The following is a 23927-nucleotide window of genomic DNA, read 5'->3' as shown; positions in this document are numbered from 1 at the left end:
AGAAGCCGAAATCATCAAAGACATCGCCTTGTGGAATCAACTTCAAAAGAAAAGGATTGCAATCCTTACTGGACAAGCTTCTGCGGGGAGATAAGTTCACGCTTGTTGTTGCCTGTCGTGACAGACTCGCAAGATTTGGGTTTGAACTTATACAGTACATGGTCGAACAAAACGGTGGACAAATCGTGGTTCTCGACGCAACTGTACACTGCCCAAATACTGAACTCACCCAGGATTTACTCTCAATCATTCACGTTTTTTCACGCAGAATGCACGGACTCAGAAAATACTCTCAAAAAATCAAGGAAGATTTATCTAAGTCTGACACCTGCACAGAAAGCGATAATTAAGCAATGGTTTGGTGTTTCTAGATTTGTTTACAATAAAACTATCAAGTTATTGCAAGATGGAGAAATCAAGGCTAATTGGCCAGCTATAAAGACAGGTATTCTTAATGATTTACCTGACTGGTGCAAAAGTGTTCCTTATCAAATTAAATCAATAGCAATTAAGGATGCTTGCAAAGCAGTTAGCAATGCCAAAAAGAAATACAAAAATGGCAGAGGAATAAGTCGATGTAGATTTAGATCCAGAAAATATCCAGTTCAATCCTGTTATATTCCCAAATCGGCAGTGCTAGAAAAAGGAATTTTTTACACCATATTAGGCGAAACATCCTATAAGGAATCTTTGCTCAAAGGATTTGGAGACTGCCGATTAGTTCTCTCTCATGGCGATTATTACTTAACAGTTCCCGAAGAAAAGCCACGACTCAATACCGAAAACCAAGGACGAGTCGTGGCTTTAGATCCAGGGATCAGAACATTTTTAACATTCTTCTCCGAGGATTCTTTTGGTTGGTTGGGAGATACTGCTAACATCAAAATTCAAAAACTTTGTTTTAAATTGGACAAGTTAGTTGGCAAAATATCTCAAGCTAAATGCAAACAAAAAAGAAGGCTCAAATTAGCCGCAACTAAATTGAGAGGAAAGATAAAAAATCTTGTATCTGAGCTACATAAAAAGACTGCCAAGTTCTTAGTTGATAATTTCGATGTAATTCTTTTACCAACTTTTGAAACATCTCAGATGTCAAAGAAAGGAAAAAGAAGAATTAGATCCAAATCAGTCCGGCAAATGCTAACGCTATCGCACTATCAATTCAAACAATTTATTAAACACAAAGCATTTGAATACAGAAAGATAGTATTGGATGTAAATGAAGCCTATACTTCAAAGACAGTTAGTTGGACTGGCGAAATAGTTAAGAATCTTGGTGGTTGTAAAACCATAAGATCTCCATCCACAAATAATGTCATGGATAGAGATTTGAATGGTGCGCGGGGAATTTTTCTCCGTGCATTGGTTGATACGCCTTGGTTGAGAGAAAACCTCAACTTATGTATTTGTTAACTTTTGTTAGCAAAAAAGTATCGGTATACTGTCCCAATTGCCCATTCCCAGTTCCCATCATCAATATGCTAGATTTATTACTCATAACGCTTCTGGGGTTTCTGGGCAGTTTTGGACATTGCTTTGGGATGTGTGGACCCCTGACTGTAGCTTTTTCTCTGTCCAAGCAGCAGGAAAATCCAAGTTGGCAACAGCAATTAAAATTTCATACATTACTAAATTTGGGGCGAATGTTAAGTTATGCCATAGTTGGTGCTGGTATTGGCGCACTAGGCTCAGTATTAGTAGAAGGTGGACAACTGGCGGGAGTTGGTAGTGATTTGCGGCGGTGGATAGCTATTATTACAGGTATAATGCTGATTTGGTTTGGTTTAGGGCAAGTTAAACCCGATTTTTTACCGCGTATACCCCTATTACACCCCATATTAAAAGGGAATTTACACAACCGTCTGAGTGCGGCCATGCTGAAATTATCTGCACAAACTCAATGGTGGACACCGGCACTTTTAGGCATGACTTGGGGATTAATGCCCTGTGGTTTTTTATATGCGGCTCAAATTAAAGCTGCGGCTACAGGGAATTTGTGGCAAGCTACAGCAACAATGTTAGCTTTTGGAATTGGCACACTACCCATCATGTTGGGCGTAGGTGTTTCCACGGCGTTAATTAGTCAAGATCAGCGGAGTCAATTATTTCGCTTGGGTGGGTGGGTAACTCTGATTATTGGTGCAATTACCCTATTGCGAACGGGGGATACGATGACGGACTATAGCGGACACGCTGCCTTAATTTGTTTAAATCTCTCATTGATTGCCCGGCCTGTAAATAGTTTTTGGTCTGCACCTCTGCGTTACCGTCGGGCGTTGGGCGTTGGGGCTTTTGTGCTTTCGGTAGTACATACTATCCATAATCTTGAACACTCACTAGACTGGAATATTACCGCTTTTTGGTTTTTACCGTTAGAATTTCAGTGGGGAATGAGTGCAGGGGCTGTGGCTTTGGTATTAATGCTCCCTGCGGCTTGTACAAGTTTTGATGTTATGCAAAAGTCATTAGGTAAACATTGGCGGCATATTCATCTTTTGAGTGTACCAGCTTTGTTATTGAGTGCTATTCATACGGTTATGATTGGTTCTCATTATCTGGGGGCTGTAAGATTAAGTTGGCAAAACCAATTAGCAGCCGTGTTACTGAGTCTAATTACCTTAGCTGTATTGTTGATCCGTTCGCGGTATTCTTGGTTATATTTACGTCTAGAAAAATTTTATGTTCCTCCCAATAAATCGCGGTAAATTAACTATTTATCCTGCACACAAAATCAAGTATCTATTATTAGTTTTATTTGGTTTAATAGTTACTACAAATACTCAAGTTTTAGCCCATACGGTGAAAATATCGGCAGATGTTGGTGCTACTATCCATATAGAACCTAATGATAATCCTCGCGCTGGAGAAGTTACTCAAGCTTGGTTTGCCCTGACTCGGAAAGGTGGTAAGGTAATTCCTTTAAAAGATTGTAATTGTCAGTTGGCTATTTATGCTGAACCTCATGCAGTGGGAGAACCAGCATTACTTGAACCTCCATTAAAACCTATTGAGGTTGAACGTTATCAAGGCATTCCAGGGGCAGAAATCACTTTTCCCAAACCAGGGGCTTATCAGTTGCAATTAACTGGTAAACCTGTGACTCAAGGAAGTTTTAAACCTTTTGAGTTAAAGTTTGTTGTCACTGTGGCTACAGGAAAGAATATAGATACTCTTCAATCTAGGGCAAGTGTAAATGAGAATCAGCAAGGAACAACAATTGGATTAGCACAACCTTTGATTTGGTTGGGAATTTTGCTGCTGTCTGGAGGGATTTTAGTTTTCTTGGTGCAAACAATGAAGAAGAATAATTAAAGTTAGTCTTTTTTGGCAGTTAACTGAATACTTGGATTTGGTAAAAATGTATATCTCAGATATAATCCTAACCACACAAATCCGATAATTAACAAAGTCCCAATTCCCAGAAAATTCGGCAACCAAAAAACTACCTCTACATGATTTATAGCCCCTGCTTTAATTGTCCATAGCAGTTGATTACCATGCTTTTCTGGTTGGATAGCATTTTCATCATTTTCAATATTCTTGACTCCCCAAGGTGTCTGTAGGCTAAAGTCTAGATTGACAATAGAACTATCACCTTTAGTGGTCAGCATAGCCAAAGAACGCAAATCTAAATCATAAACTAAATGATTTCTGGAAAATAGGAAAAAATTCGTATCTTCTGCAACTAAAGTTGAAGTAATATTTGATATTTCCGAACCATTACCATCTTCATCAGTTCGAGTATTAAAAAAGCCAGTGAATTTTTCTTGTAATTCTTTTGCACTGGTAAAGGGAATTTTAACAACGATTTCTGATGGTGAAATTCTCTCTGTTGAACCTGCTAATTGTCGCGCTCGTTGTTCTAAAGTTTTTAACCATTGTGATAGATAATCACTACTAAAAATAGTGATTTTTTCCGATAATTGAATATGTTGTACTAATTCACCATTATTAGTGCTGTTAAAGTTGACTCCTAAATCATACTTTACACAACTAGATAATAGTAATGAAGAAAAAATTACCATAAATACAATAGGTTTAATTTTAGTAAATTTTCCAATTTTCCTAATTAAAAAAAACACAGATTTGCTTAACTGTAATATCACCTTAATGAAAGTGAATACATTCATGACTAAATTTCTCCTTATTTACTAAAAACTTAACCAAACTAAATAGGAAATTGTTAAACTAACAGCAATTAAAGCTACCCAAACAAAATTATTATCTTTAGTATTGACTGTATTAAGGTCAATATATTCTCGTTCTCCAGGTTTTTGTTTAAATGTAGATTTTTTAGATTGAGAAGTGACAACTATTTTGGATTTGTGATCAGAAGTTATGTCCAAATCGGGAATTTCTGTCATCAATTCTTTAGGTCTGTTAAGTTTGGGCGCTTTTAAAATATATAGTAGGCGCTTTGCTTGTTGACGAATTTCATAATGGGGATGACGAATGAGTTGTTGACAAAGATTTATCGCTTCTTCCGAACGTCCCGCAGCTTCATAAGCATTCACCAACCAAATTTCGATTTCACCAGCAAAATGGGTATTTTTTTCTAATAGGGCGCTGGCTGTTTCTAGATTTTCTACAGATTTCCGATATTGACCATTTTCAAAAGCAGTTGTCCCCATTTGATAATGAGATCTAGCAAGTTCTAAGTTTTCTGTGGTCATTGGTCAGTTGTCAGTTGTCAGTTGTCAGTTGTCAGTAGGGGCGAAGCATTTGGAAGATAAATTATCGGTCATTGCCAAAAATAGTTCTCTAAATGCTTCGCCCGTACAGTTGTCAGTTGTTAGTAGGGGCGAAGCATTTGGAAGATAAATTATCGATCATTGCCAAAAATAGTTCTCTAAATGCTTCGCCCGTACAGTTGTCAGTTGTCAGTAGGGGCGAAGCATTTGGAAGATAAATTATCGGTCATTGCCAAAAATAGTTCTCTAAATGCTTCGCCCGTACAGTTGTCAGTTGTTACTCAATAACTTGAATTTTAACTTACGGCTGATTGTAGGTAAATGAAATTTTACCAATGAATCCTGTAGGGGTTTAGCAATGCTAAACCCTTCCGAATTAATTTTGCTGTAACTTGTCCCCAATCTCGATTATTGTTTCGACTGATGAGAACCGAGAATCATTGTCCCAATTCCCACATCTGTAAATACTTCTAACAGTAAAGCATGAGGAATCCGCCCATCAATTATATGTGAAGCCTTGACTCCTTGAGCAAGCGATCGCACACAACAATTCACTTTAGGAATCATCCCTCCACTGACTATACCATCAGTAATTAATTGCCGCGCTTCCCGAATATCCACTTTCGGAATTAAAGTAGAAGGGTCTTTATAATCTCTTAAAATTCCTCTGGTATCAGTCAGCAAAATTAACTTTTCCGCGCCCAAAGCTGCGGCTATTTCCCCCGCTACCGTATCCGCGTTAATATTATAAGCCTGTCCAGTTTCATCAGCAGCCACGCTGGAAACAACGGGAATATAGCCATTACTAGCAAGTGTTTCTAAAATTTTGATATTGACATTACTAACTTCCCCCACAAACCCAATCCCTTCATCACCTTGAGGACGAGCCGTAATTAAGTTACCATCCTTACCACAAAGCCCTACAGCCATCCCTCCAGCTTGGTTAATCAAAGCCACAATTTCTTTATTTACCCGCCCCACTAACACCATTTCCACTACATCCATGGTTGCTGCATCAGTAACACGCAAACCATTTTTGAATTGCGCTTCAATTCCTAACTTGCCTAACCAACTATTAATTTCTGGACCACCACCATGCACTAGAATAGGCCGCAAGCCAACGCAAGATAAAAAGACCACATCACGAATAACTTTATCTTTGAGGTTACTATCCTTCATGGCTGCGCCACCGTATTTAACCACAACGGTACGGCCAGCGAATTGTTGAATGTAAGGTAGTGCTTCGCTGAGAATTTCTACGCGATTAGCTTCAGCTTGCCTGATATACTCTATATCATTAATCATGTTATTACCCAAGTTGCTAGTTATCTAGTTTATGGGATAACTAGCAACAAGAGTTAATCAGCTATGGTGATAGGAGCAGGGGGGAATATTTATGCCCTATTCCCTATTCCTAAGAGAGTTGAAACAAGAAAGTGACTAAATCTCCTTTACCCAAGCTGATGCGATCGCCTGGACGGAGGCGATGTCTGTTTCCAGGTAACAGAGGTAAGTTATTGACATAAGTACCATTGGAACTACCTGCATCTTCTAGATAACAAGCATCTCCCTCAATCCGAATGTCTGAGTGAATCCGCGAAACAATTTCCGAATTTGGGAACCCAGAAACATCTATATCTGGAGGAATACGATCATTCGGCTTACCAATATGCACAACCGAGAGATTTTGTGGTAATTCTATTTCTTGGTTAGCTTGAACATGGAATAACCGTGCTACTACCTTTTGCAATTGCGTATTTGCCACCTTTACTTGTGGTGCGGCTGGGGCTACTTCAGGAACTGTGAGGGGATCGATCTGAGGTACATAAGCAGGAGGAATATAAGCTTCCGGTTCTGGTGCTACAGGCGCAGGTGGGGCTGTCAGCACAGGCGGAATATAAATTTCTGGTTCAGGTGCTACCGGTGCAGGGACAGAAGGAATATAAACAGCTTGTTCCTGAACTACAGGTGCGGGTGTCAGTACAGGGGGAATATAAACTTCTGGTGCTGGTGTGACAGAAGGAACATAAACAGCTTGTTCCTGAACTACAGCCACCGGTGCAGGGGCGGGAATAGCGCTAACAGGAGGATTGGCGGCGGGCGCAATTTCTAAAGCATCGGGCTGTAACAGTTGCATCATCAGGTCAGGAGCGACCACTGGAGCTGGTTGTACAGGGTTAATCGCAATAGTTGGGGTAACTGCGGGAGTAACACCAAAATGGAGATTGTAACCGCACTGACCACAGAAAGCGGCATCTGACTGTACAGTTGCTCCACAATTAGGACAACTAGCTGTAGCTGGTAACGGCGTATAACAAGCTTCACATTGAACAGCGCCGTCTGGGTTGGGATGATTGCAATTAGGGCAGACGATCATGGATTTAAGCCTTAGTGAAGGTCGTTGTAAAAATATTACTGACAAGCACATAAGTAACTTTAGCGTTTAATGCTAACAATTACTTAGAGTGAGAACAAGTTGATCATTGGTGATTATTCTTAATTATCTAAATCATCCAAATCTCAAGAATCATAGTTAGTGTTGAAGTTCCAAACCAGCGGCTGCGTCTAGCAACCAGTAAAGTTCTCCCTGGGGTTTAATTAGCCGAGATGGATAGACGAAATCATCTGCCACCGGTGCGAAAATTTGGGCTAAAGCCGGTCTTTTGTTAGCACCAGCAGCCAAAAAAATCACACTGCGAGCCGCGTTAATAAATGGGTAAGTAAAGGTGATGCGGAGATTATCATCTTTATTACCAACAGTGATTAGGCGATCGCACACCTTGAGAGCTTTTGTGTGGGGAAACAAAGATGCAGTATGGGCATCATCACCCATTCCCAGTAAAACTACATCTAATGCCGGGAACTCTCCCGATGTAGAATTAAAAAATGTTTGGAGATGCTGGTTATACTTAGCTGCATCCACTTCTGGATTAGCCGACAAAGTGGGGATAGCATGAATATTAGTCTGGGGAATAGCAACCTGATCTAACCATGCTCGTCGCGCCATCAGTTCATTGCTATCAGGGTGATCTGCCAGAACATAACGCTCATCTCCCCAGAATACATGAATTTTATCCCAAGGCAACTTTTGATTAGCGATGGCTTCATACAACGGTTTTGGTGTGCTGCCACCTGATAAAGCAATTGTAAACTGCCCCCGTTCGCTAATAGCAGTTTCTACTTTCGACAGAATCAATTCTAGCGCCCGTTGGACGAGTGCCGATACACTGGAGTGGACTTCAACAGTTTTGTTCATGGCATTATCATTACATAGCTTGTTTCTTGGCAATACCATAGCGAACTTTTGACAATTTTCCGGTTTAACTCTGGAAACTTTTAATATCGTCAAGTTAAGCCATCAATTATCGTCCTTAACCTTCTTTATCATTATTTGTGGTTGGTTGTCAGTAGTCAGTTGTACTAATCGCTGATCATCACCGCAGGGGATTGTTGAGAGAATAAAGGATACATCGGTAAATAAACACAACAGATAGAGCTAGTTCTGTTTCTTTTTGTGTTTTCTTATTCATATTTTCTCAAAAGTTACTAGACAAAAACAATAAATAAAATCTTTAAGAAGAAATAACTGTCGTTTGAACATTGATATCAATATTCAGCTTTTTCCGCAAAACATTCAAAATAGCAGTCAGATTATCCATTGTCGGATTACCTTTTGCCGATAACATCCGGTGTAAACTCTTGCTAGGTTTAGACGTTTCAATTGCCAATTGTTCAAAACCTACCGTTGCATTAACAATATCTCTCAAAATCAATCTTGCTGTTTCTGGTTCACCATTCAGGAAGAGAAAAATAGCTTCATCAAGTAGAGCTATTGTGAACTGAGAATCTTTTTCCACTCGTGCGTTAATAGTTTCTGTGAAATCTCTGGTAAGTGCCATAATAACTACCTTTTCTCTTTATTCTTGTTGTCAGTCTCTTGATTTATCGTAAGTTCTTTTTTTCGCTTTTTGTACTCTTGGTACAATTCTTTAGCACGACTAATATCAGATTGCTGATTTTTCTTTGTCCCTCCACCAAATAATACTATAAATTGCTTACCATCCTGAGCCAGATAAATCCGATATCCTGGACCCCAATCAATTTTATATTCACCAATTCCCTCAAACCATTTAACATTTGATGTATTACCTAACTCCAAACGAAACTTAGCAACAGTAACCTTCGCAGCAGCTTGAGCATTCAATCCATCAAACCATTCTTGATAAGGACTGGAACCATCTTCTTTAAGATATTCTTCAACTTTCATAACAGAGACAGTCTTATAGTAACTTATATGTTACCATGCGTCAAGCAGTATTATTCTAAATAAACCTAAAATTACAATATAGGTTTTTCAAACAGTAGCAAAGCCAAGATAAAATCCATAATAAAAATTGCCACCCAAGTAGTAACAACTGCTGTTGTGGCTGATTCTCCCACTTCCTTTGCACCTCCTTGAGTTGTCAGTCCCCAATTACAGCCATTAACAGAAACTATAGCCCCAAAAATTAACCCTTTAAGTAAAATAATAAAAATATCTGATGGTAATAAAAACGCTCTCACCGATTCTAAAAATGTTTCGGGAACAACTTGATAAAATTGTGCAGCCGCAAAAGCCCCGCCAATTATACCTGTGACTACAGCAAAAATCATCATTACAGGCATCATTAAACAGCAAGCAATGACTCTAGGTAAAACTAGATAATCAATCGGATCTGTTCTGAGCATATATAAAGCGTCAATCTGCTCCGTCACCCGCATTGCCCCTAATTCCGCAGCAAAAGCTGAACCAACTTGTCCAGCGATAATACTAGCAGTAAGAATCGGCGCTAGTTCTCGACAAAATGCTAAAGCAAATGCACCTCCAACACTATCTACAGCCCCAAATCTCACTAATTCCCTAGCGGTTTGAATAGTGAAAATCATCCCCGCAAAACCGTTAACTAGCAAGACTGGAGAAATAGAAGCCGGGCCTGCCGTTACCATATGTTCTAATATTTTGCGATAGTAGGTTTTTCCGCGCAGGAAATGCAATAGAATTTGACCGAACAACAGAAATGATGACAAACAGCGAATTATCCAAGATTGTTCTAAATTTCTTTTTGGTTGCAAGCAGTTTACGGCCACTAATTGAATTTTGGTACTTGGGAATTATGACAACTTAACCTTAGATAAACAAAGTATTCCAATCACTAATTGCATTTCTTTGAGCAGTTAATAATTGCTGGATACCTTGTTCGGAAAAATCTAGCATTTGATTTAATTGTTCACGGCTAAAACTACCTGCTTCGGCTGTTCCCTGAACTTCAATAATTCCCATTTTATGATTCATGACTACGTTAAAATCCACATCTGCGGCTACATCTTCAACATAGTTAAGATCCAAAAATGGTTCACCCTCCAACAAGCCTACAGAAACTGCTGCTATTTGTCCACATAAAGGCGATCGCTCTAAAACTCCCTGCTGCAATAATTGAGAAATAGCATGAGCCAAAGCCACAAACCCCCCTGTAATTGCCATTGTCCTCGTTCCTGCGTCCGCTTGTAAGACATCTGCATCCACAGTTAGCGTCCGTTCTCCTAAGGCCTCAAAATCCAAGGCAGCCCTTAAACTCCGCCCAATTAAACGCTGAATTTCCTGTGTTCTGCCCGATAATTTCATTAATTCCCGTTCCTGGCGTTTCTGGGTAGCAGAAGGCAACATTCTATATTCAGCTGTCAACCAACCCTTACCACTACCAGTTAAAAATCTAGGTACTCCTTCCGCAACGCTGACGGTACACAGAACTTGAGTATCACCACATTTAGCTAAAACAGAACCAGGTGCAAAGCGGGTGAAATTAGGATAAAAACTATGGGGACGGAGTTCACAGGGGGTTCTCCCGTCAGGACGTTGCCAAGTCATCGAAGTTGCCTTTTGAATTTTTGTCTACAGCCTTTAGATTACCCCAGGATGACTCAGGAATAAGGCTGTTTTACTGATAAATACTGCTGTATGATAACTATATGTTTTGCTATCAGCAAAGATTTACCTTTAAATGTAAGTCGTTAAATTTATAGTGAGTTTTTAAACTTTGCCTTATGGTTGCCCAACTAGAAACCCCAGGTCTAAATTCGACTCTCAGCTTACCATATTCCGTAGAAGGACTATTGCAAGTTTTTACTAGTTCCCAGCGGAGCTTTTTTACGAGCGTCATGGCACAAGCGCTGAGAATTGCTGGACAAGGTACACCAGTATTAATAGTCCAATTCCTCAAAGGTGGTATTCGTCAAGGACATGAACGACCTACCCAAATGGGACAACATTTAGATTGGATTCGCTGTGATTTGCCCCGTTGTATTGATAGTTCCGATTTGGACGCAGCCGAAAATCAGGCTTTGCAACAACTTTGGCAACATACCCAAAAGGTAGTTAATGAAGGTAAGTATTCTTTACTGGTATTAGATGAGTTGAGTTTAGCGGTTAATTTCGGTTTAATTCCTGAATCTGAGGTTTTAGAGTTTCTTGCTCACCGTCCTCCTCATGTTGATATTATTCTCACAGGTTCTCAGATGCCAACGTCTCTTTTAGATGTGGCAGACCAAATTACAGAAATTCGTCGCAGTCATCAACCTTAAGTATTAAGATATCCTAGTAACTTGGTTAAATTATCTGTGAACTTGTGATTAAAAACGACATCTGGATTACCGAAATGGCTCAAAAAGGCATGATTTCGCCTTTTGAGTCGAGTTTAATTCGTAAATTGCAACCTGATTCATCTGTAGCTTGTAAACCTGTGATTAGCTACGGTTTATCTTCTTATGGCTATGATATCCGGCTTTCTGGCGCTGAATTTCGGATTTTTCGCCACATTCCTGGTACTGTGATTGATCCTAAAAACTTTAATCCTCAAAATCTAGAGTCTACTCAATTACATACAGATGAAAGTGGTAGCTATTTTATCTTACCTGCTCATTCCTATGGTTTAGGCGTGGCATTAGAAAAGCTCGAAGTTCCAGCCAATATTACAGTAATTTGTATCGGTAAATGTTTGACAGGAGATACAAAAATTGTTGATGCAGCTACAGGAGCATATTTACCAATTAAGGAATTTGCAGGTGGACAAACAGCAAGTTATAGAGAAGAAAAGGGGATTATTAAAACTGCTGCTACGACTGTTATACCACAAGGAGTAAAGCCAATCTATCAAGTAACAACTAAAAAAGGTGCGGTTATTCAAGCTACTTCAAATCATCCTTTTTTGACAGAGACAGGATGGAAACCTTTAGAAGAATTAACTTCAGGAGTTAAAATAGCTACTCCTAAATCTATACCAATATTTGGCAATGGAGATTTAACTATTGATGAAGCAACATTACTAGGTTTAATGATTTCTGAAGGTCAATGTCATACTCCTGGTAATAGTCCAACCTTTACATCTGAGGATGAAGTGCTAGTCAATACTTTAAAAAGCTGTGTTAAAACAGTTCTTGACCAAGAAGTGACTTACAAAGGTAAAGATTTTGGTTATCGTTTAGTTAATCAAGTTGGTAGAGGTGGTGTAGTAACTCATAATAGAGCTAATCTATGGTTACAATCTTATGGTTTGAATGTAGGAGCATGGGGAAAATTTGTTCCTCAACAAGTATTTACAGCACCAAAAGTAGTAGTAGCAGCTTTTCTCCGTGCTTTATTTTCTGGTGATGGTAGTGTTTATTTAGTGGGAGAATCTACAAGAGCAAAACCAACTTTAGCTGTTGAATATTGCTCTATTAGTGAACGTCTGATTCGTGACGTTCATCATTTACTATTAAGGTTTGGTATTCCCAGTCAAATTAGAGTTAGAAAGCCAGCAAATGGTCGTAATGCTTATGTTTTAGCTTTTCAATCATCTGAAGCGGTTTTGAAATTCTTTAATCAAATAGGCTTTTTACCAGATTCAATTAAACAAAGAAGATTTGAAGAAAAAATGTATTCTATTCTCTTAGCAACAAAGTCTAGACCACAAATTCATGATCATATACTTTGGGACGAAATTAAATCTATAGAATGTGCAGGAATGGAAGAAGTTTATGATATTTCTGTCCCTGGTTTAGAAAATTTTGTTGCTAATGACATAATTGTGCATAATTCTACTTATGCTCGTTGTGGTATTATTGCCAATCTGACACCTGCTGAAGCGGCTTGGCGTGGTCATTTAACGTTAGAATTTTCTAATTCTTCCAGTGCTGACTGTCGGATTTATGCTAATGAGGGTGTAGTACAATTACTGTTTTTAGAGGGTGAACCCTGTGCTGTTAGTTATGAAACTCGTAGAGGTAAATATCAAGATCAGTTAGAAGTTGTTACAATAGCTCGCGTATAGTCAAATACTTTGGAAAAATAATTTTATTCTCAACACGATATCTTGAAATTATGTTCTGATAGTTAATGATGACTGAAGCCGTTTTAGATCAGCAAGAAGTGACAAAGAGAAACATTAGTCAATTATTGTCACAATTGACTAATATCTATCAAAACACACGCAGCGAAAGGAAGGAAATTGTTACTCAGTTTCCCCCAGATGATGAAGAGTTTTCACTATTAGAAGAAATTGAACTTTTAACAGTAAATTTAAGAGGTTATGCTAGTCAAATTGCAGCTAAAGGTCAAATAGTTAATAAAGAGCAGGTAATTTCTCAATTACAAACAATGCGAGTTTTTAGTGTTTCCCCAATTGATAAATTTTACTTTAGCAATAATGGCAAGTATGAACAAATAAAAAATTATATTAGGATGTTGGATTATTTGCGGTTGTTATTGTTAGAATATTTGCAATCTCTTTGAGAGTTAGAAATCAGCACAAATAACTAATTACAAATTGAGTAAAGAGGCAATTACGCAACTGAATTTTTTAATTTCCCTAACCTTCTTATTTTTAATTTTTTGTCACTTGCATTAATGTCTTTCATCTGACCTACTTATTTGCAGTAATTCCCGTTGAACCAAAACCACCAGTTCCTCTAGATGTATCACTTAAGTTATCAACTTCTTCAATTTCAACACGAATTACTGGTGCAATAACCATCTGAGCAATTTTCATTCCTTTTGATATTTTAAAAGGTTTTTTTCCATGATTTATTAAAATTACACCTATTTCTCCTCTATAACCTTCATCTATCGTACCTGGAGTATTCAAAACTGTAATTTGGTGCTTAAGAGCTAAACCACTTCTAGGACGAATTTGAGCTTCGGTTCCTGGGGGTAGTTCTATTGATATACCTGTGTGAATTAATTTGCTTTCTCCAGCAGGAAGTTCTAATTCATCAATTGATATTAAGTCTAATCCTGCATCATTTGGATGTTCATATCTAGGAGTTGTAGCTAAATTGGTTAACTTTTGTATTTTCAGTGTCATCTTGTTCTAGCTCAAAATATGATTCTTTATATTATATTCTAACTTCTACGCAGATCACTTGTAATTAGTGCAATTAACGCACCAAACATTACATATGTTGTTCTATCAGCGAAAGAACTGACTGTATTATACCAATGTTTTTGTGATAGAACTGTGCTATTGGCATCCAGATAAAGATAAAAACATAAACTTAAAATACTAAGTAATATTAAAATTATGTATGGCAATAAATATCGTAAGTTATCCAGCCAATCTTTCTTAAAGATTTTGAAATTATCAGATTCTTTGAGCTTTTTTCTTAACCGTTCTGTATCCTTTCTAAAAGATTCCTCCAACCAACGACTTTCGTCTGAAGTAAGCTGAACTTGTCTGAGCAGTTTTAGTATGTCTGGTCTACCAGGATCATTAGTATGTGGAATAGACGATTTGGTTTTAAGATAATAGAACATGAGAGATACAAAAGTATCTTTCTCTGGGTCTAGTTCTATCGGTTTGTTATTGTGATTATGAACCGCAATCAAAGAAACTCCTTTATAATCTGGATCTAGAGTTGTACCAATATGTCCCATTCCTTGAGAAACCCAAGAAACTTTAGAATGATAAGTTCCAGCAATTTTTTTTGAAACCCAAATAGCTTCATTAGTTTGAATTAAAACTGTAGAGTTTGCAGGAATAATAATTTTGTTTATTGAACTATCATAAGCACTCTTTCCGTCTTGAACTTTCCATGCAAGTTTACTTGCTGTTAGGTTATAACTTGCTCCTTTAAGATTATCTTCATTGAAAGGATATATTAAGATATCCTTACCTAATTCTCGTTTGATATCCCGATCACTTAATGCACTCATAATACTTTTATTGTTAAGTAGTTTAATGAACTGTTTGTAAAAGAAATTGTATCAGTATTGATAATTTACTGCAACTTTAATTTTCCTAAGAATTTATCTTGTTCATAAATAAACTGTTCTTTCATTAACAAAGCCATTTCCGCTTTTTGTAATTCCACACCTAAATACATTGCATGAGATACTTGTAGACCAGGACAATCTGTAAATATTTGCTGGGAAAGTTTATGTGCAGATTTACCACAATAACAATTAACTACTTCTCCAGATCCAGGAGTTGTATGTTCAACAATAATACTACCATCCTGAATAGTAATAATAAAACTACCCGCAGGATCAAAATAGTCTTTTCTTTGAGCAATTTTACTATATTGAGATGAAATTACGTTGGCGACATTTTCAAAACAATCATCATAAATATGGGCGCTTTGACTCATGGTAATTAATGCCCCCATTTTTAATATATGATCGGTTTTATTAATTAAAGAATCATAAATATATTTTTGTAAAGCCCTTAATCCCATTGCATTTGCTGGCCAAGCTGAAAACATATCATTACTTCTAAAAGTTGCAGTTAAAGATAGTTCATTATCAACTATTCTCACCCAAATATGATTAAGACAAGGTGGATTATCATTGTCATCTTGACTAGCATCCCATAAAGACATTACAGCCCTAGCGGAATCAATATCATTGGCTAGTTTGTCAATTACCTTTTCAATTTGATCTCGTCCAAACCAAGAACGTAAACGTTGTCCATAGGTGTATTTTACTCCTTCTCGATTGGGTGCATCATCTAATATTTGCGAAATATATTCTTCTAAAAAACTTCTATCTATTGGTAAATAATTAGGTTCAGGAAAATAAAAATCATCAGGTTCTTCCGTAACAACTGCCATTAAATCTATCAATTCTTGCCATTTTCCATCATAACCAGTTGGTCTAATTGTCCCCGTTGTTTTAATTCTGTGGATGATTTTTACCCAAGTTTCAGCAATGGTTTTCCCCTCAATTCTATGTCCATATCGTGTTCCTGGAAAAACATTTGATTCAACTACATTCATGGCGAATTGTAAGGGTGTTCCCCAAGGTGCTACTATTTCTTTTTGGGCGTAATATTGAATTTTCTCGACAGCATCAGAAATTGATATAGCGTCTTGAATTTCTACGGAATGGCGTAATTTTTCCAAGGCATTGATATCAATATCAATATCAATATAACCAGGAATTTGAGAACGAATTACCCAAGATTTTCGCCCCGCATCACTAATATTTTCTTCCACACCATGACGGAAAAAATCGCCTAAACATTGACAAGCACCAGCGTTTTTATCTTCTTTGGTAGCGTTGAGAATAACTAAATAGTGAACGTGGGGATTTAGTAACAAATTGCGAATTAGTAAGTTGATACCCCTGGTAGGTGAGTATAACTGTCCAATTACAGCATATTCGTTTGATTGTAGATGTTTAGCTACAGCTTGCTTCACCATCCACCCTGTAATTACTGCGGTTTGACCGCTACCATAAATCAATTGGTTTGGTTTGTGCTGGGCTGTGTAATAAAATTGGGTTAGTTGGCTACTCACTTGATTTACCAAATTTTTAGATAGCAATCTTTGATTATTTAGGATACAATGATTGATCGGGATTAATCACAAATTATCAAAAAAAGTCTTGAGTACATAATTTGTGTGATAATAATAACCTAAATTATGAATTGATAACGGTGTAATTAGGCATGGATTATCGGGATGCAGGCGTTGACGTTGAAGCGGGTAGAGCTTTTGTAGATCAAATTCGCAATTTGGTTCACAGCACCTTTAGAAAAGAGGTTTTGGGGGGACTGGGTGGCTTTGGTGGTTGCTTTCAACTCCCCACAGGTTACAAAGAACCGGTTTTGGTTTCGGGGACAGATGGTGTGGGGACAAAGCTGAAAATAGCTCAAATTCTCAATCGTCATGATACTGTGGGCATAGATTTGGTGGGGATGTGCGTTAATGATGTGTTGACATCGGGTGCAGAACCGCTGTTTTTTCTAGATTATGTGGCTACAGGTAAGTTAGATAAGGAACAATTAACTCAGGTTGTTGCAGGAATCGCTACCGGTTGTAAATTAGCTGGTTCGGCTTTATTGGGGGGAGAAACGGCGGAAATGCCCGGTTTTTACCAAGTTGGTGAATACGATTTAGCGGGTTTTTGCGTGGGAATTGTGGAAAAGAGCCGAATGCTAGATGGTTCTCAGGTGCAGGTGGGTGACGTAGCTATCGGTTTAGCTAGTTCAGGTATCCATAGTAATGGGTTGAGTTTAGTCAGGAAAATTGTCAGTGATGGTGGTTTTGCTTGGACTGATACCCCAGATTTATTAAATGGTGTATCTATTGGGGAAACTTGTCTCACGCCTACACGCATTTATGTAAAATCTGTTTTAGCTGCGTTGCAATCAGATTTAGAAATTCATGGCATGGCTCACATTACTGGTGGCGGTTTACCAGAAAATTTACCAAGATGTTTAAGTAAGGGTCAAGGGATTAAAATGATCCCCGATAGTTGGACTATTCCTCCTGTCTTCCATTGGTTAGCTGCGGCTGGTTCTGTGGGTGCTGAGGCTATGTATAATACATTTAATATGGGTATTGGCTTTGTGTTATTAGTTCCACCCCAGCAAGCAGAACAGGTAATTACTCATTTTCAATCTCAGGATATCTCCGCTAATATAATTGGTGAAGTTGTCACTGGAGCAGGTGAATTAGTCGGTTTGTTGTAACAATGGTGGTAAACAGATAGAACCTATACGCAAAATTCATATTTTCTTGATGGAAGTAATTAAAAATACTCATCGCCATCAGCGTTAATATTTGCTAACGTAGTCTTAACATATTGCAAAAATCAATTGGTGCAGTTGAGGAAGTATCTGTATTTACTGGTTAGTGGTATTGGTTATATCTCATTTATAAGTGTGGCGTGTTGGTGTTTTGAGAAAAATGTAATTTTCGTGTAGAGGGGTTATGGTTATAAATTTTGCCCGGACTACTGTTTCTAAGGAACTACTAAAGCAAGTATTCCAACGCATTGATGCACAAAGTTGTCCCCAGTTATTTAATTTTCATATGCACACGGTTCACTCGGATGGCAAACTAGAACCGGGTGATTTGATGAGTCAAGCGATCGCAATTGGCTTAAAAGGTCTAGCTATCACTGATCATCACAGTATCAGTGGCTACCAAGCAGCCCTGGCTTGGTTGGAAGATTGGAAGTGGAGTAATTCTGATGCTCATGTTCCATATTTGTGGAGTGGTGCAGAAATTAATGCCAATCTGCTGGATAATGAAGTTCACATTCTGGCTTATGCTTTTGAGTCAGAACATCCCAGTATGAAGCCATACTTACAAAAAATTCCTAGTGTCGGCAAGGCTTATCAAGCAGTTAACGTGATTACAGCTATTCACGAAGCGGGAGGACTAGCGGTACTTGCTCACCCAGCCCGGTATAGGCGATCGCATTTTGACCTCATTCCTGCGGCTGCGGGTGATGGTATTGATGGTGTTGAGACTTTCTACGCTTACAATAACCCTAAACCCTGGAAACCTAGTGTGGTGGAAACTGAGGAAGTTCAACAATTAGCGGAAAAATTTGATTTATTTAGCACCTGTGGTACTGATTCGCACGGCTTGAATTTGCTGCATAGGTTGTAAATCTGTATTTACCTCTTTTAAACTCCTGGTTTACTAACCAGGGGAAGTAGGAGTAGGGGAGTAGGGGGAGTAGGGGGAGTAGGGGGAGTAGGGGGAGTAGGGGAGTAGGGGAGTAGGGGAGTAGGGGGAGTAGGGGGAGTGAAAAAGAATTTTTCCCATGACCAATGACCAATGACCAATGACCAATGACCAATGACCAATGACCAATGACCCATGACCAATGACCAATGACCAATGACCAATGACCAATGACCAATGACCAATGACCAATGACCAATGACCAATGACCAATGACCAATGACCAATGACCAATGACCAATGACCAATGACTAAAGAACTATTAAAACAAGTAAGAGTAATTGATCCTGTGCAGAAAACTGACACAGTAACAGATGTATTAATTATTGATGGTTATATTCAAGAGATAGCCCCACAAATTACAGATTTTAGTGCTGATACTTCTATTCGTGATTGTCAAGGCTTAATTCTTGGGGCTGGATTAGTTGATTTATATAGTCATTCAGGCGAACCTGGATTTGAAGAACGAGAAACTTTAAGTTCTTTATTACAAGCTGCCGCAGCGGGTGGTTTTACTAGAATTGGTGTTTTACCAGATACATCACCATCTATTGATAAACCCGCTTTAGTGGCACATTTACAGCAACAGAGAGATCGGGAAAAACCTTGTCCTCATTTGCACATCTGGGGGGCAATTACCTTAGATTTAGCAGGTAAACAATTAACAGAGGTAGCAGATTTAGCCGCAGCAGGGGTTGTGGGTTTTACTGATGCTAAACCTTGGGACAATTTGGGGATAGTCAGACGGGTTTTGGAGTATCTGCAACCCTTTGGCAAACCGGTGGCTTTTTGGCCATGCGATCGCCATTTAGCCGCTAATGGTAGGATGCGAGAAGGTGCGGAAGCCTTGCGAATAGGTTTACCCCCGATTCCAGCCAGTGCGGAAACAACGGCTATTGCCGCATTATTAGAATTAGTTGCGGATATTGGTACACCAGTCCACATTATGCGTGTTTCCACTGCTCGCAGTGTCGAATTAATTGCTCAAGCTAAAGCTCAGGGTGTGCCTGTTACCGCTAGTACCACATGGATGCACGTTTTACTAGATACAACAGCTATTAGAAGTTATCACACATCTTTGCATTTAGATCCGCCCTTGGGAAATCACCAAGATATGCTATGCTTGCGGGAAGCGGTAAGAACAGGGGTAATAGATGCGATCGCTATTGATCACGCACCTTATACTTATGAGGAGAAAGTTCAAGCCTTTGCCGAATCACCGCCGGGGGCAATTGGTTTAGAATTAGCATTACCCCTACTTTGGCAAAATCTCGTAGCGACTGGGGAATTTACAGCTTTGGAATTATGGCGCGTTTTGAGTCATCAACCTGCGGCTTGTTTACAACAAGAAGTTAAAGCTATTCAACCTGGTGAAAAAGCCGAGTTGACTTTATTTAATCCTCTGCAAATTTGGAATGTAAATAAGGCAAATCTTCAGACACTTGCTTATAATACTCCTTGGTTTGGTCAAGAACTTACAGGTCGGGTTGTGCAAGTTTGGTGTAATACTAAATTGTAAGATTTTAAGATTATTTGAACGCAGATGAACGCGGATAAACACAGATAAATATGAATGATGATTATTCTGTGCAGCTTTACATAAAGTTGGTATAATCTTATTTAGTATATCAGAACTATATTAATATTCCATGTCTGATCTAATTTTGTTTTGGCATCGTCGAGATTTACGCATTTCTGATCATACGGGACTAGCTGCGGCTAGAGCAAGAAGTGCGAAGATTGTGGGTGTATTTTGTCTAGATCCCCAAATTCTCGAAGGTGATGATATTGCCCCCGTTAGGGTAAAATATATGATTGGCTGTTTGCAATCTCTTCAGGAAAGATATCAGCAAGCGGGTAGTCAATTATTAATTTTACAAAATGATCCTGTTATTGCAATTCCCAAATTAGCAGCAGCATTAACAGCTAAAGCTGTATTTTGGAATTGGGATGTTGAACCTTATTCCCAAATAAGAGATTTAGCAGTAAGTGAGGCTTTGAAAGTTGAAGGAATTGAATTTCTTAACTATAATTGGGATCAATTATTGCACTCTCCAACGGAAATTTTTAGCGGTACAAAAACTCCCTATACTGTTTATACTCCTTTCTGGAAAAATTGGATTACTAAATCTAAAGCTAAACCTGTTAAAACTTTAGCAAATCTAGAGAATTTAACAGCTAAAGAAGAAGAAATTGCTCAACAAGAGGGAACAATTAATTTACCTGCTGCTGAAGATTTAGGTTTTATTTGGGATGCAGAATTAATAATTTCTCCCGGAGAATTGGCAGCACAAGAAAAATTAGATAATTTTGCAAAATCTGCTATTAATGGATATCAAGAACAGCGGAATTTTCCCGCAATTCATGGTACATCTCAATTAAGTGCCGCTTTGAAGTTTGGTATCATTGGTATTAGAACTATTTGGCAAACTACTATAGAAGCCTTAGCAAATAGTAATAGTGAAGAAGTAAATGCCAGTATCCAAACATGGCAAAAAGAATTAGCATGGCGGGAATTTTTTCAACACGCTATGTACCATTTTCCAGCCTTAGCTAACGGTGCATATAGGGATACTTTTAAAACCTTCCCTTGGCAAAATAATGAAACATATTTTCAGGCTTGGTGTGAGGGCAAAACAGGTTATCCTATAGTTGACGCGGCTATGCGGCAATTAAATGAAACAGGCTGGATGCACAATAGATGTAGAATGATTGTTGCCAGTTTCTTGACTAAAGATTTAATTATTAATCCCCAATGGGGAGAAAAATATTTTATGCAGAAACTCATTGATGGTGATTTATCTGCTAATAATGGTGGTTGGCAATGGAGTGCTTCTAGTGGTATGGACCCCCAACCATTACGCATTTTTAATCCAGCTAGTCAAACCCAAAAATTTGATGCAGAAGCAGAGTATATTCGGCAATGGATACCAGAATTGCGTTATGTAGATCCAGAATATTTGGTAACTGGGAAAATTCCCCCGTTAGATTATTATGGAACAAATTATCCGCAACCAATTGTTGATCATAAACAACAGCAAGCTTTATTTAAGCAGTTATATCAGCAACAAAAAGCTATTAGTTAATTAACAAGTAAGTAGGTTGGCGTTGAAAATTGTCGTTATAGCAAGGCAAGAGGCAAGAGGCAAGAGGCAAGAGTAAAGAGTAAAGAGTAAAGAAGTTTTCAGCGATTTTACGTTTCTTTACACAGTTTGGTTTTATTGTGTTCACCTACTTAGTCTGTCAAAGACATTTTAACGGTTAATGGTTCTATTCCTCCCCTGCTCACCCTGCTTGCCTTCATTCGTCATTTTTGGATTGATAGACTACTAGGAGGAGTTGGATTAATAATTATTCCCTATTCAATTTTGAAGTTAACGGGTAAACGAGTATAAATCCCTTGAGGATCATTCATTGTTTGTAAAGTTTTTATTTCCTGTTGTAATTTTCCCAATTCATTTATGAGTGGGTTGGAATTTTTAGTTTGGGTTTTTTCTATTCCTAGTTTGGCTTTTGTTTCATCTAATTTTTTACCAAATAAGCGTTCTGGAAATGTACTAACTCTGGGATATTCTTGTATTTCCCAATCAGTTCCTAATTTTGCTTGTTTAGCTGCATATTCAATGGCTACATTTAAACCACCAATTTCATCAACTAGACCGATTTGTTTGGCTGCTGTTCCTGACCAAACTCTTCCTTGGGCGATTTCTGCTACTTTTGCAGTTGGGATTTTCCGTCCTTGGGAAACTTTCTCCAAGAATAGGTTATAAATGCGGTTAACACTGCGTTGATAAACTGCTAATTCTTGAGGTGATTTAGGACGGGAAATGGTTTGTTGATCTGCATATTGAGCCGTTTTAACTGTATCCCAAGTTATGCCATTATTATTGCCCAATTTTTGACCATTAAATAATACGCCAAAAACACCAATAGAACCTGTAATTGTGTTAGCTTGGGCAAAAATGCGGTTGGAATCACTAGCAATCCAATAACCACCGGAAGCAGCCACATCTCCCATGGAAACGATGACGGGTTTAATTTGACGAGTTAATTTGATTTCTCGCTGCATGATTTCGGCTGCGGTAGCACTACCACCAGGGCTATTAATTCTTAAAACTACTGCTTTTATTTGATTATTTTGCCTAATTTTTGAGAATACTTTTGCAAAGTTATCACCGCCAATTTGTCCTTCGTCACCGCTACCGTTGACTATTTCTCCTTCTGCATAAACAATGGCAATTTTATGATCTGAATCTAAGGATTTTCCAGGAACTTCTGCATAATTACTCAAGCTGATTTTTGTGAATGTTTTATCTTTTTCACTGTTACCAGTTAATTTTTTTAAGCCAGTGAATACTTGATCTTCATAAGCAATTGTATCTACTAAACCATTAGATTTAGCTGCTGTGGCTTCTAAAATTGGTTGACTATTAGCGATCGCTTGCAATTTTTGGGGTAGAATGTTTCTACTTGTACCCACAGATTTCCGCCACTCTCCCCACACATCATCTAACAATTTCTGCGTTTGTTCCCGGTTCTCTGGGCTGAGTTTATTGAGGATTAACGGTTCTACTGCACCCTTAAATTTACCCACCCGCACAATTTGCACACCAACACCGTATTTTTCAAATGCCCCCGCTAAGAACATTGGTTGTGAACTTAAACCGTTGATTTCCATTGCTCCCATAGGATTAACTATAACTTGATTGGCTGCAGAACTTAGATAATATTCTTTTTCACTCCAATCTGTACTATAAGCAATTATTTTTTTACCAGTTTTACGGAATTTTTCTAATGCTTGACGGATTTCTTTCAAGGAAGCATAACCAACTGCACTATTAGCATTAGTTCCATCTATATAAATACCCACAATATTTTGATCACGTCCGGCTTTATCTAATGTTTCCACAACTTTCCGCAATGTGATGTTATTTTCTTCAACACCGCTAAAAGTTTTTTGCAATAATTGACTGGAATTAGGTTCACTATCGGTGATATTCATAGACAAGTCGAAAACTAAAACTGACTTATCTTTCACTGTTGGGGTTGAACTTTGAGAACTAGCAACCGCAATTAATATTAATAAGAATCCCACTGTACTGACTCCAGAGAAAATTGTCAGTCCTAGTAAACTGCCAATTAAACTTGCTAAGGTTTGTTTAAGAAAATTATTCATTGGTTATTTATAAGTCAGTTGTTCGTTGTTAGTAGGGGCGAAGCATTTGGAAGATAAATTATCGCTCA

General features: G+C 38.2%; 26 protein-coding genes and 3 pseudogenes. 15 read left to right on the top strand and 14 right to left on the bottom strand.

The annotated features are described in order from the left end of the window. Nucleotides 1-56 precede the first annotated feature (56 nt). The 4 genes from ANA_RS27965 to ANA_RS21880 all read left to right on the top strand — a co-directional run bounded on the left by ANA_RS27965 (nucleotide 57) and on the right by ANA_RS21880 (nucleotide 3312). Nucleotides 57-350 (top strand): recombinase family protein, encoded by a 294-nt coding sequence (locus ANA_RS27965; protein WP_083881528.1) that lies wholly within the window; start codon nucleotides 57-59, stop codon nucleotides 348-350. Beyond that, nucleotides 235-1413, top strand: a complete 1179-nt coding sequence (locus ANA_RS21890) for an RNA-guided endonuclease InsQ/TnpB family protein (RefSeq protein WP_371260428.1) — start codon at nucleotides 235-237, stop codon at nucleotides 1411-1413. The genes ANA_RS27965 and ANA_RS21890 overlap by 116 nt, the downstream gene beginning before the upstream one ends. A 65-nt stretch (nucleotides 1414-1478) precedes the next feature. Next, nucleotides 1479-2705, top strand: a complete 1227-nt coding sequence (locus ANA_RS21885) for an urease accessory protein UreH domain-containing protein (RefSeq protein ID WP_015083601.1) — start codon at nucleotides 1479-1481, stop codon at nucleotides 2703-2705. Further along, nucleotides 2680-3312, top strand: coding sequence for a hypothetical protein (locus tag ANA_RS21880; protein WP_015083600.1), 633 nt, complete (start codon nucleotides 2680-2682; stop codon nucleotides 3310-3312). The genes ANA_RS21885 and ANA_RS21880 overlap by 26 nt, the downstream gene beginning before the upstream one ends. A 2-nt stretch (nucleotides 3313-3314) precedes the next feature. On the opposite strand, the gene ANA_RS21875 is transcribed toward ANA_RS21880, so the two are convergent. Further along, on the bottom strand, nucleotides 3315-4130 hold the full coding sequence (locus tag ANA_RS21875; RefSeq protein WP_015083599.1) for a DUF3153 domain-containing protein: 816 nt from the start codon (nucleotides 4128-4130) through the stop codon (nucleotides 3315-3317). Between the two features lie 21 nt (nucleotides 4131-4151). After that, nucleotides 4152-4673, bottom strand: a complete 522-nt coding sequence (locus ANA_RS21870) for a hypothetical protein (RefSeq protein WP_015083598.1) — start codon at nucleotides 4671-4673, stop codon at nucleotides 4152-4154. A gap of 7 nt (nucleotides 4674-4680) precedes the next feature. On the opposite strand from ANA_RS21870, the gene ANA_RS27960 reads away from it, so the two are divergent. Both ANA_RS27960 and ANA_RS28385 read left to right on the top strand, forming a co-directional pair. After that, on the top strand, nucleotides 4681-4821 hold the full coding sequence (locus ANA_RS27960; protein ID WP_235082089.1) for a hypothetical protein: 141 nt from the start codon (nucleotides 4681-4683) through the stop codon (nucleotides 4819-4821). 32 nt (nucleotides 4822-4853) lie between these two features. Further along, nucleotides 4854-4979 carry a hypothetical protein gene (locus ANA_RS28385; RefSeq protein ID WP_256370251.1) on the top strand — a complete coding sequence of 42 codons (126 nt, stop codon included), beginning with the start codon at nucleotides 4854-4856 and terminating at the stop codon, nucleotides 4977-4979. A gap of 120 nt (nucleotides 4980-5099) precedes the next feature. Here ANA_RS28385 and argB read toward each other — a convergent pair whose 3' ends face one another. The 7 genes from argB to rph form a co-directional block, all read right to left on the bottom strand. Continuing rightward, complete coding sequence (gene argB, locus ANA_RS21865; protein ID WP_015083597.1) at nucleotides 5100-5996, bottom strand: acetylglutamate kinase; 897 nt, start codon at nucleotides 5994-5996, stop codon at nucleotides 5100-5102. 109 nt (nucleotides 5997-6105) lie between these two features. After that, entirely contained in the window at nucleotides 6106-7068 is a 963-nt protein-coding gene (locus ANA_RS21860; protein WP_015083596.1) for an FHA domain-containing protein, read from the bottom strand. 156 nt (nucleotides 7069-7224) lie between these two features. Continuing rightward, nucleotides 7225-7947, bottom strand: coding sequence for a 6-phosphogluconolactonase (pgl, locus tag ANA_RS21855; RefSeq protein WP_015083595.1), 723 nt, complete (start codon nucleotides 7945-7947; stop codon nucleotides 7225-7227). A gap of 316 nt (nucleotides 7948-8263) precedes the next feature. Then, a complete protein-coding gene (locus ANA_RS21850; protein WP_015083594.1) occupies nucleotides 8264-8590 on the bottom strand; it encodes a helix-turn-helix domain-containing transcriptional regulator in 327 nt (108 codons plus the stop codon). Between the two features lie 5 nt (nucleotides 8591-8595). Then, on the bottom strand, nucleotides 8596-8958 hold the full coding sequence (locus ANA_RS21845) for a type II toxin-antitoxin system RelE/ParE family toxin (protein WP_015083593.1): 363 nt from the start codon (nucleotides 8956-8958) through the stop codon (nucleotides 8596-8598). Between the two features lie 71 nt (nucleotides 8959-9029). After that, nucleotides 9030-9803 (bottom strand): MlaE family lipid ABC transporter permease subunit, encoded by a 774-nt coding sequence (locus ANA_RS21840; RefSeq protein WP_015083592.1) that lies wholly within the window; start codon nucleotides 9801-9803, stop codon nucleotides 9030-9032. Nucleotides 9804-9858: 55 nt separating this feature from the next. Further along, entirely contained in the window at nucleotides 9859-10596 is a 738-nt protein-coding gene (gene rph / locus ANA_RS21835) for a ribonuclease PH (RefSeq protein WP_015083591.1), read from the bottom strand. A gap of 176 nt (nucleotides 10597-10772) precedes the next feature. Between rph and ANA_RS21830 the strand changes: the two genes are divergently transcribed. From ANA_RS21830 to ANA_RS21815, 5 genes and pseudogenes are all read left to right on the top strand, one after another. Continuing rightward, a complete protein-coding gene (locus ANA_RS21830) occupies nucleotides 10773-11309 on the top strand; it encodes a P-loop NTPase family protein (RefSeq protein ID WP_015083590.1) in 537 nt (178 codons plus the stop codon). A 74-nt stretch (nucleotides 11310-11383) separates the two neighbouring features. Further along, nucleotides 11384-12742, top strand: a pseudogene (locus tag ANA_RS25140) (LAGLIDADG family homing endonuclease); the annotation flags it as partial. Then, nucleotides 12731-12775, top strand: a pseudogene (locus ANA_RS28635) (hypothetical protein); the annotation flags it as partial. The pseudogenes ANA_RS25140 and ANA_RS28635, both read left to right, overlap by 12 nt. Before the next feature lie 12 nt (nucleotides 12776-12787). Then, a pseudogene (gene dcd, locus ANA_RS28630) lies at nucleotides 12788-13036 on the top strand (dCTP deaminase); the annotation flags it as partial. Nucleotides 13037-13104: 68 nt separating this feature from the next. Then, nucleotides 13105-13497 carry a hypothetical protein gene (locus ANA_RS21815; RefSeq protein WP_041458601.1) on the top strand — a complete coding sequence of 131 codons (393 nt, stop codon included), beginning with the start codon at nucleotides 13105-13107 and terminating at the stop codon, nucleotides 13495-13497. Between the two features lie 130 nt (nucleotides 13498-13627). Here ANA_RS21815 and dut read toward each other — a convergent pair whose 3' ends face one another. From dut to ANA_RS21800, 3 genes are all read right to left on the bottom strand, one after another. Next, nucleotides 13628-14068 (bottom strand): dUTP diphosphatase, encoded by a 441-nt coding sequence (gene dut / locus ANA_RS21810; RefSeq protein WP_015083588.1) that lies wholly within the window; start codon nucleotides 14066-14068, stop codon nucleotides 13628-13630. Nucleotides 14069-14106: 38 nt separating this feature from the next. After that, nucleotides 14107-14916 carry a dCTP deaminase domain-containing protein gene (locus ANA_RS21805; protein ID WP_015083587.1) on the bottom strand — a complete coding sequence of 270 codons (810 nt, stop codon included), beginning with the start codon at nucleotides 14914-14916 and terminating at the stop codon, nucleotides 14107-14109. 65 nt (nucleotides 14917-14981) lie between these two features. Continuing rightward, nucleotides 14982-16499 carry a thymidylate synthase gene (locus ANA_RS21800; RefSeq protein WP_015083586.1) on the bottom strand — a complete coding sequence of 506 codons (1518 nt, stop codon included), beginning with the start codon at nucleotides 16497-16499 and terminating at the stop codon, nucleotides 14982-14984. 152 nt (nucleotides 16500-16651) lie between these two features. Between ANA_RS21800 and purM the strand changes: the two genes are divergently transcribed. Further along, the gene (gene purM, locus ANA_RS21795; protein WP_015083585.1) at nucleotides 16652-17677 is read left to right on the top strand and encodes a phosphoribosylformylglycinamidine cyclo-ligase; all 1026 of its coding nucleotides are present in this window, start codon (nucleotides 16652-16654) and stop codon (nucleotides 17675-17677) included. A gap of 241 nt (nucleotides 17678-17918) precedes the next feature. Beyond that, nucleotides 17919-18605: a PHP domain-containing protein gene (locus ANA_RS21790; RefSeq protein ID WP_015083584.1), complete on the top strand. Its 687-nt coding sequence runs from the start codon at nucleotides 17919-17921 to the stop codon at nucleotides 18603-18605. 17 nt (nucleotides 18606-18622) lie between these two features. Here ANA_RS21790 and ANA_RS25135 read toward each other — a convergent pair whose 3' ends face one another. Beyond that, the gene (locus ANA_RS25135) at nucleotides 18623-18931 is read right to left on the bottom strand and encodes a hypothetical protein (protein ID WP_200863866.1); all 309 of its coding nucleotides are present in this window, start codon (nucleotides 18929-18931) and stop codon (nucleotides 18623-18625) included. Between ANA_RS25135 and ANA_RS21780 the strand changes: the two genes are divergently transcribed. Together ANA_RS21780 and ANA_RS21775 are read left to right on the top strand one after the other, a co-directional pair. Next, nucleotides 18931-20202, top strand: coding sequence for a dihydroorotase (locus tag ANA_RS21780; RefSeq protein WP_015083583.1), 1272 nt, complete (start codon nucleotides 18931-18933; stop codon nucleotides 20200-20202). The two genes, ANA_RS25135 and ANA_RS21780, sit on opposite strands and share 1 nt — an antisense overlap. Before the next feature lie 130 nt (nucleotides 20203-20332). Further along, the gene (locus ANA_RS21775; protein WP_015083582.1) at nucleotides 20333-21769 is read left to right on the top strand and encodes an FAD-binding domain-containing protein; all 1437 of its coding nucleotides are present in this window, start codon (nucleotides 20333-20335) and stop codon (nucleotides 21767-21769) included. A 272-nt stretch (nucleotides 21770-22041) separates the two neighbouring features. Here the strand turns inward: ANA_RS21775 and sppA are convergent, their stop codons facing one another. Next, nucleotides 22042-23859 carry a signal peptide peptidase SppA gene (gene sppA, locus ANA_RS21770; protein WP_015083581.1) on the bottom strand — a complete coding sequence of 606 codons (1818 nt, stop codon included), beginning with the start codon at nucleotides 23857-23859 and terminating at the stop codon, nucleotides 22042-22044. Nucleotides 23860-23927: the final 68 nt, after the last annotated feature.

The organism is Anabaena sp. 90 (genome assembly GCF_000312705.1).
GTDB classification, from domain to species: domain Bacteria; phylum Cyanobacteriota; class Cyanobacteriia; order Cyanobacteriales; family Nostocaceae; genus Dolichospermum; species Dolichospermum lemmermannii.
Note: the sequence above shows the minus strand (reverse complement) of the source record. Positions and strands in the feature narration are given on the sequence as shown.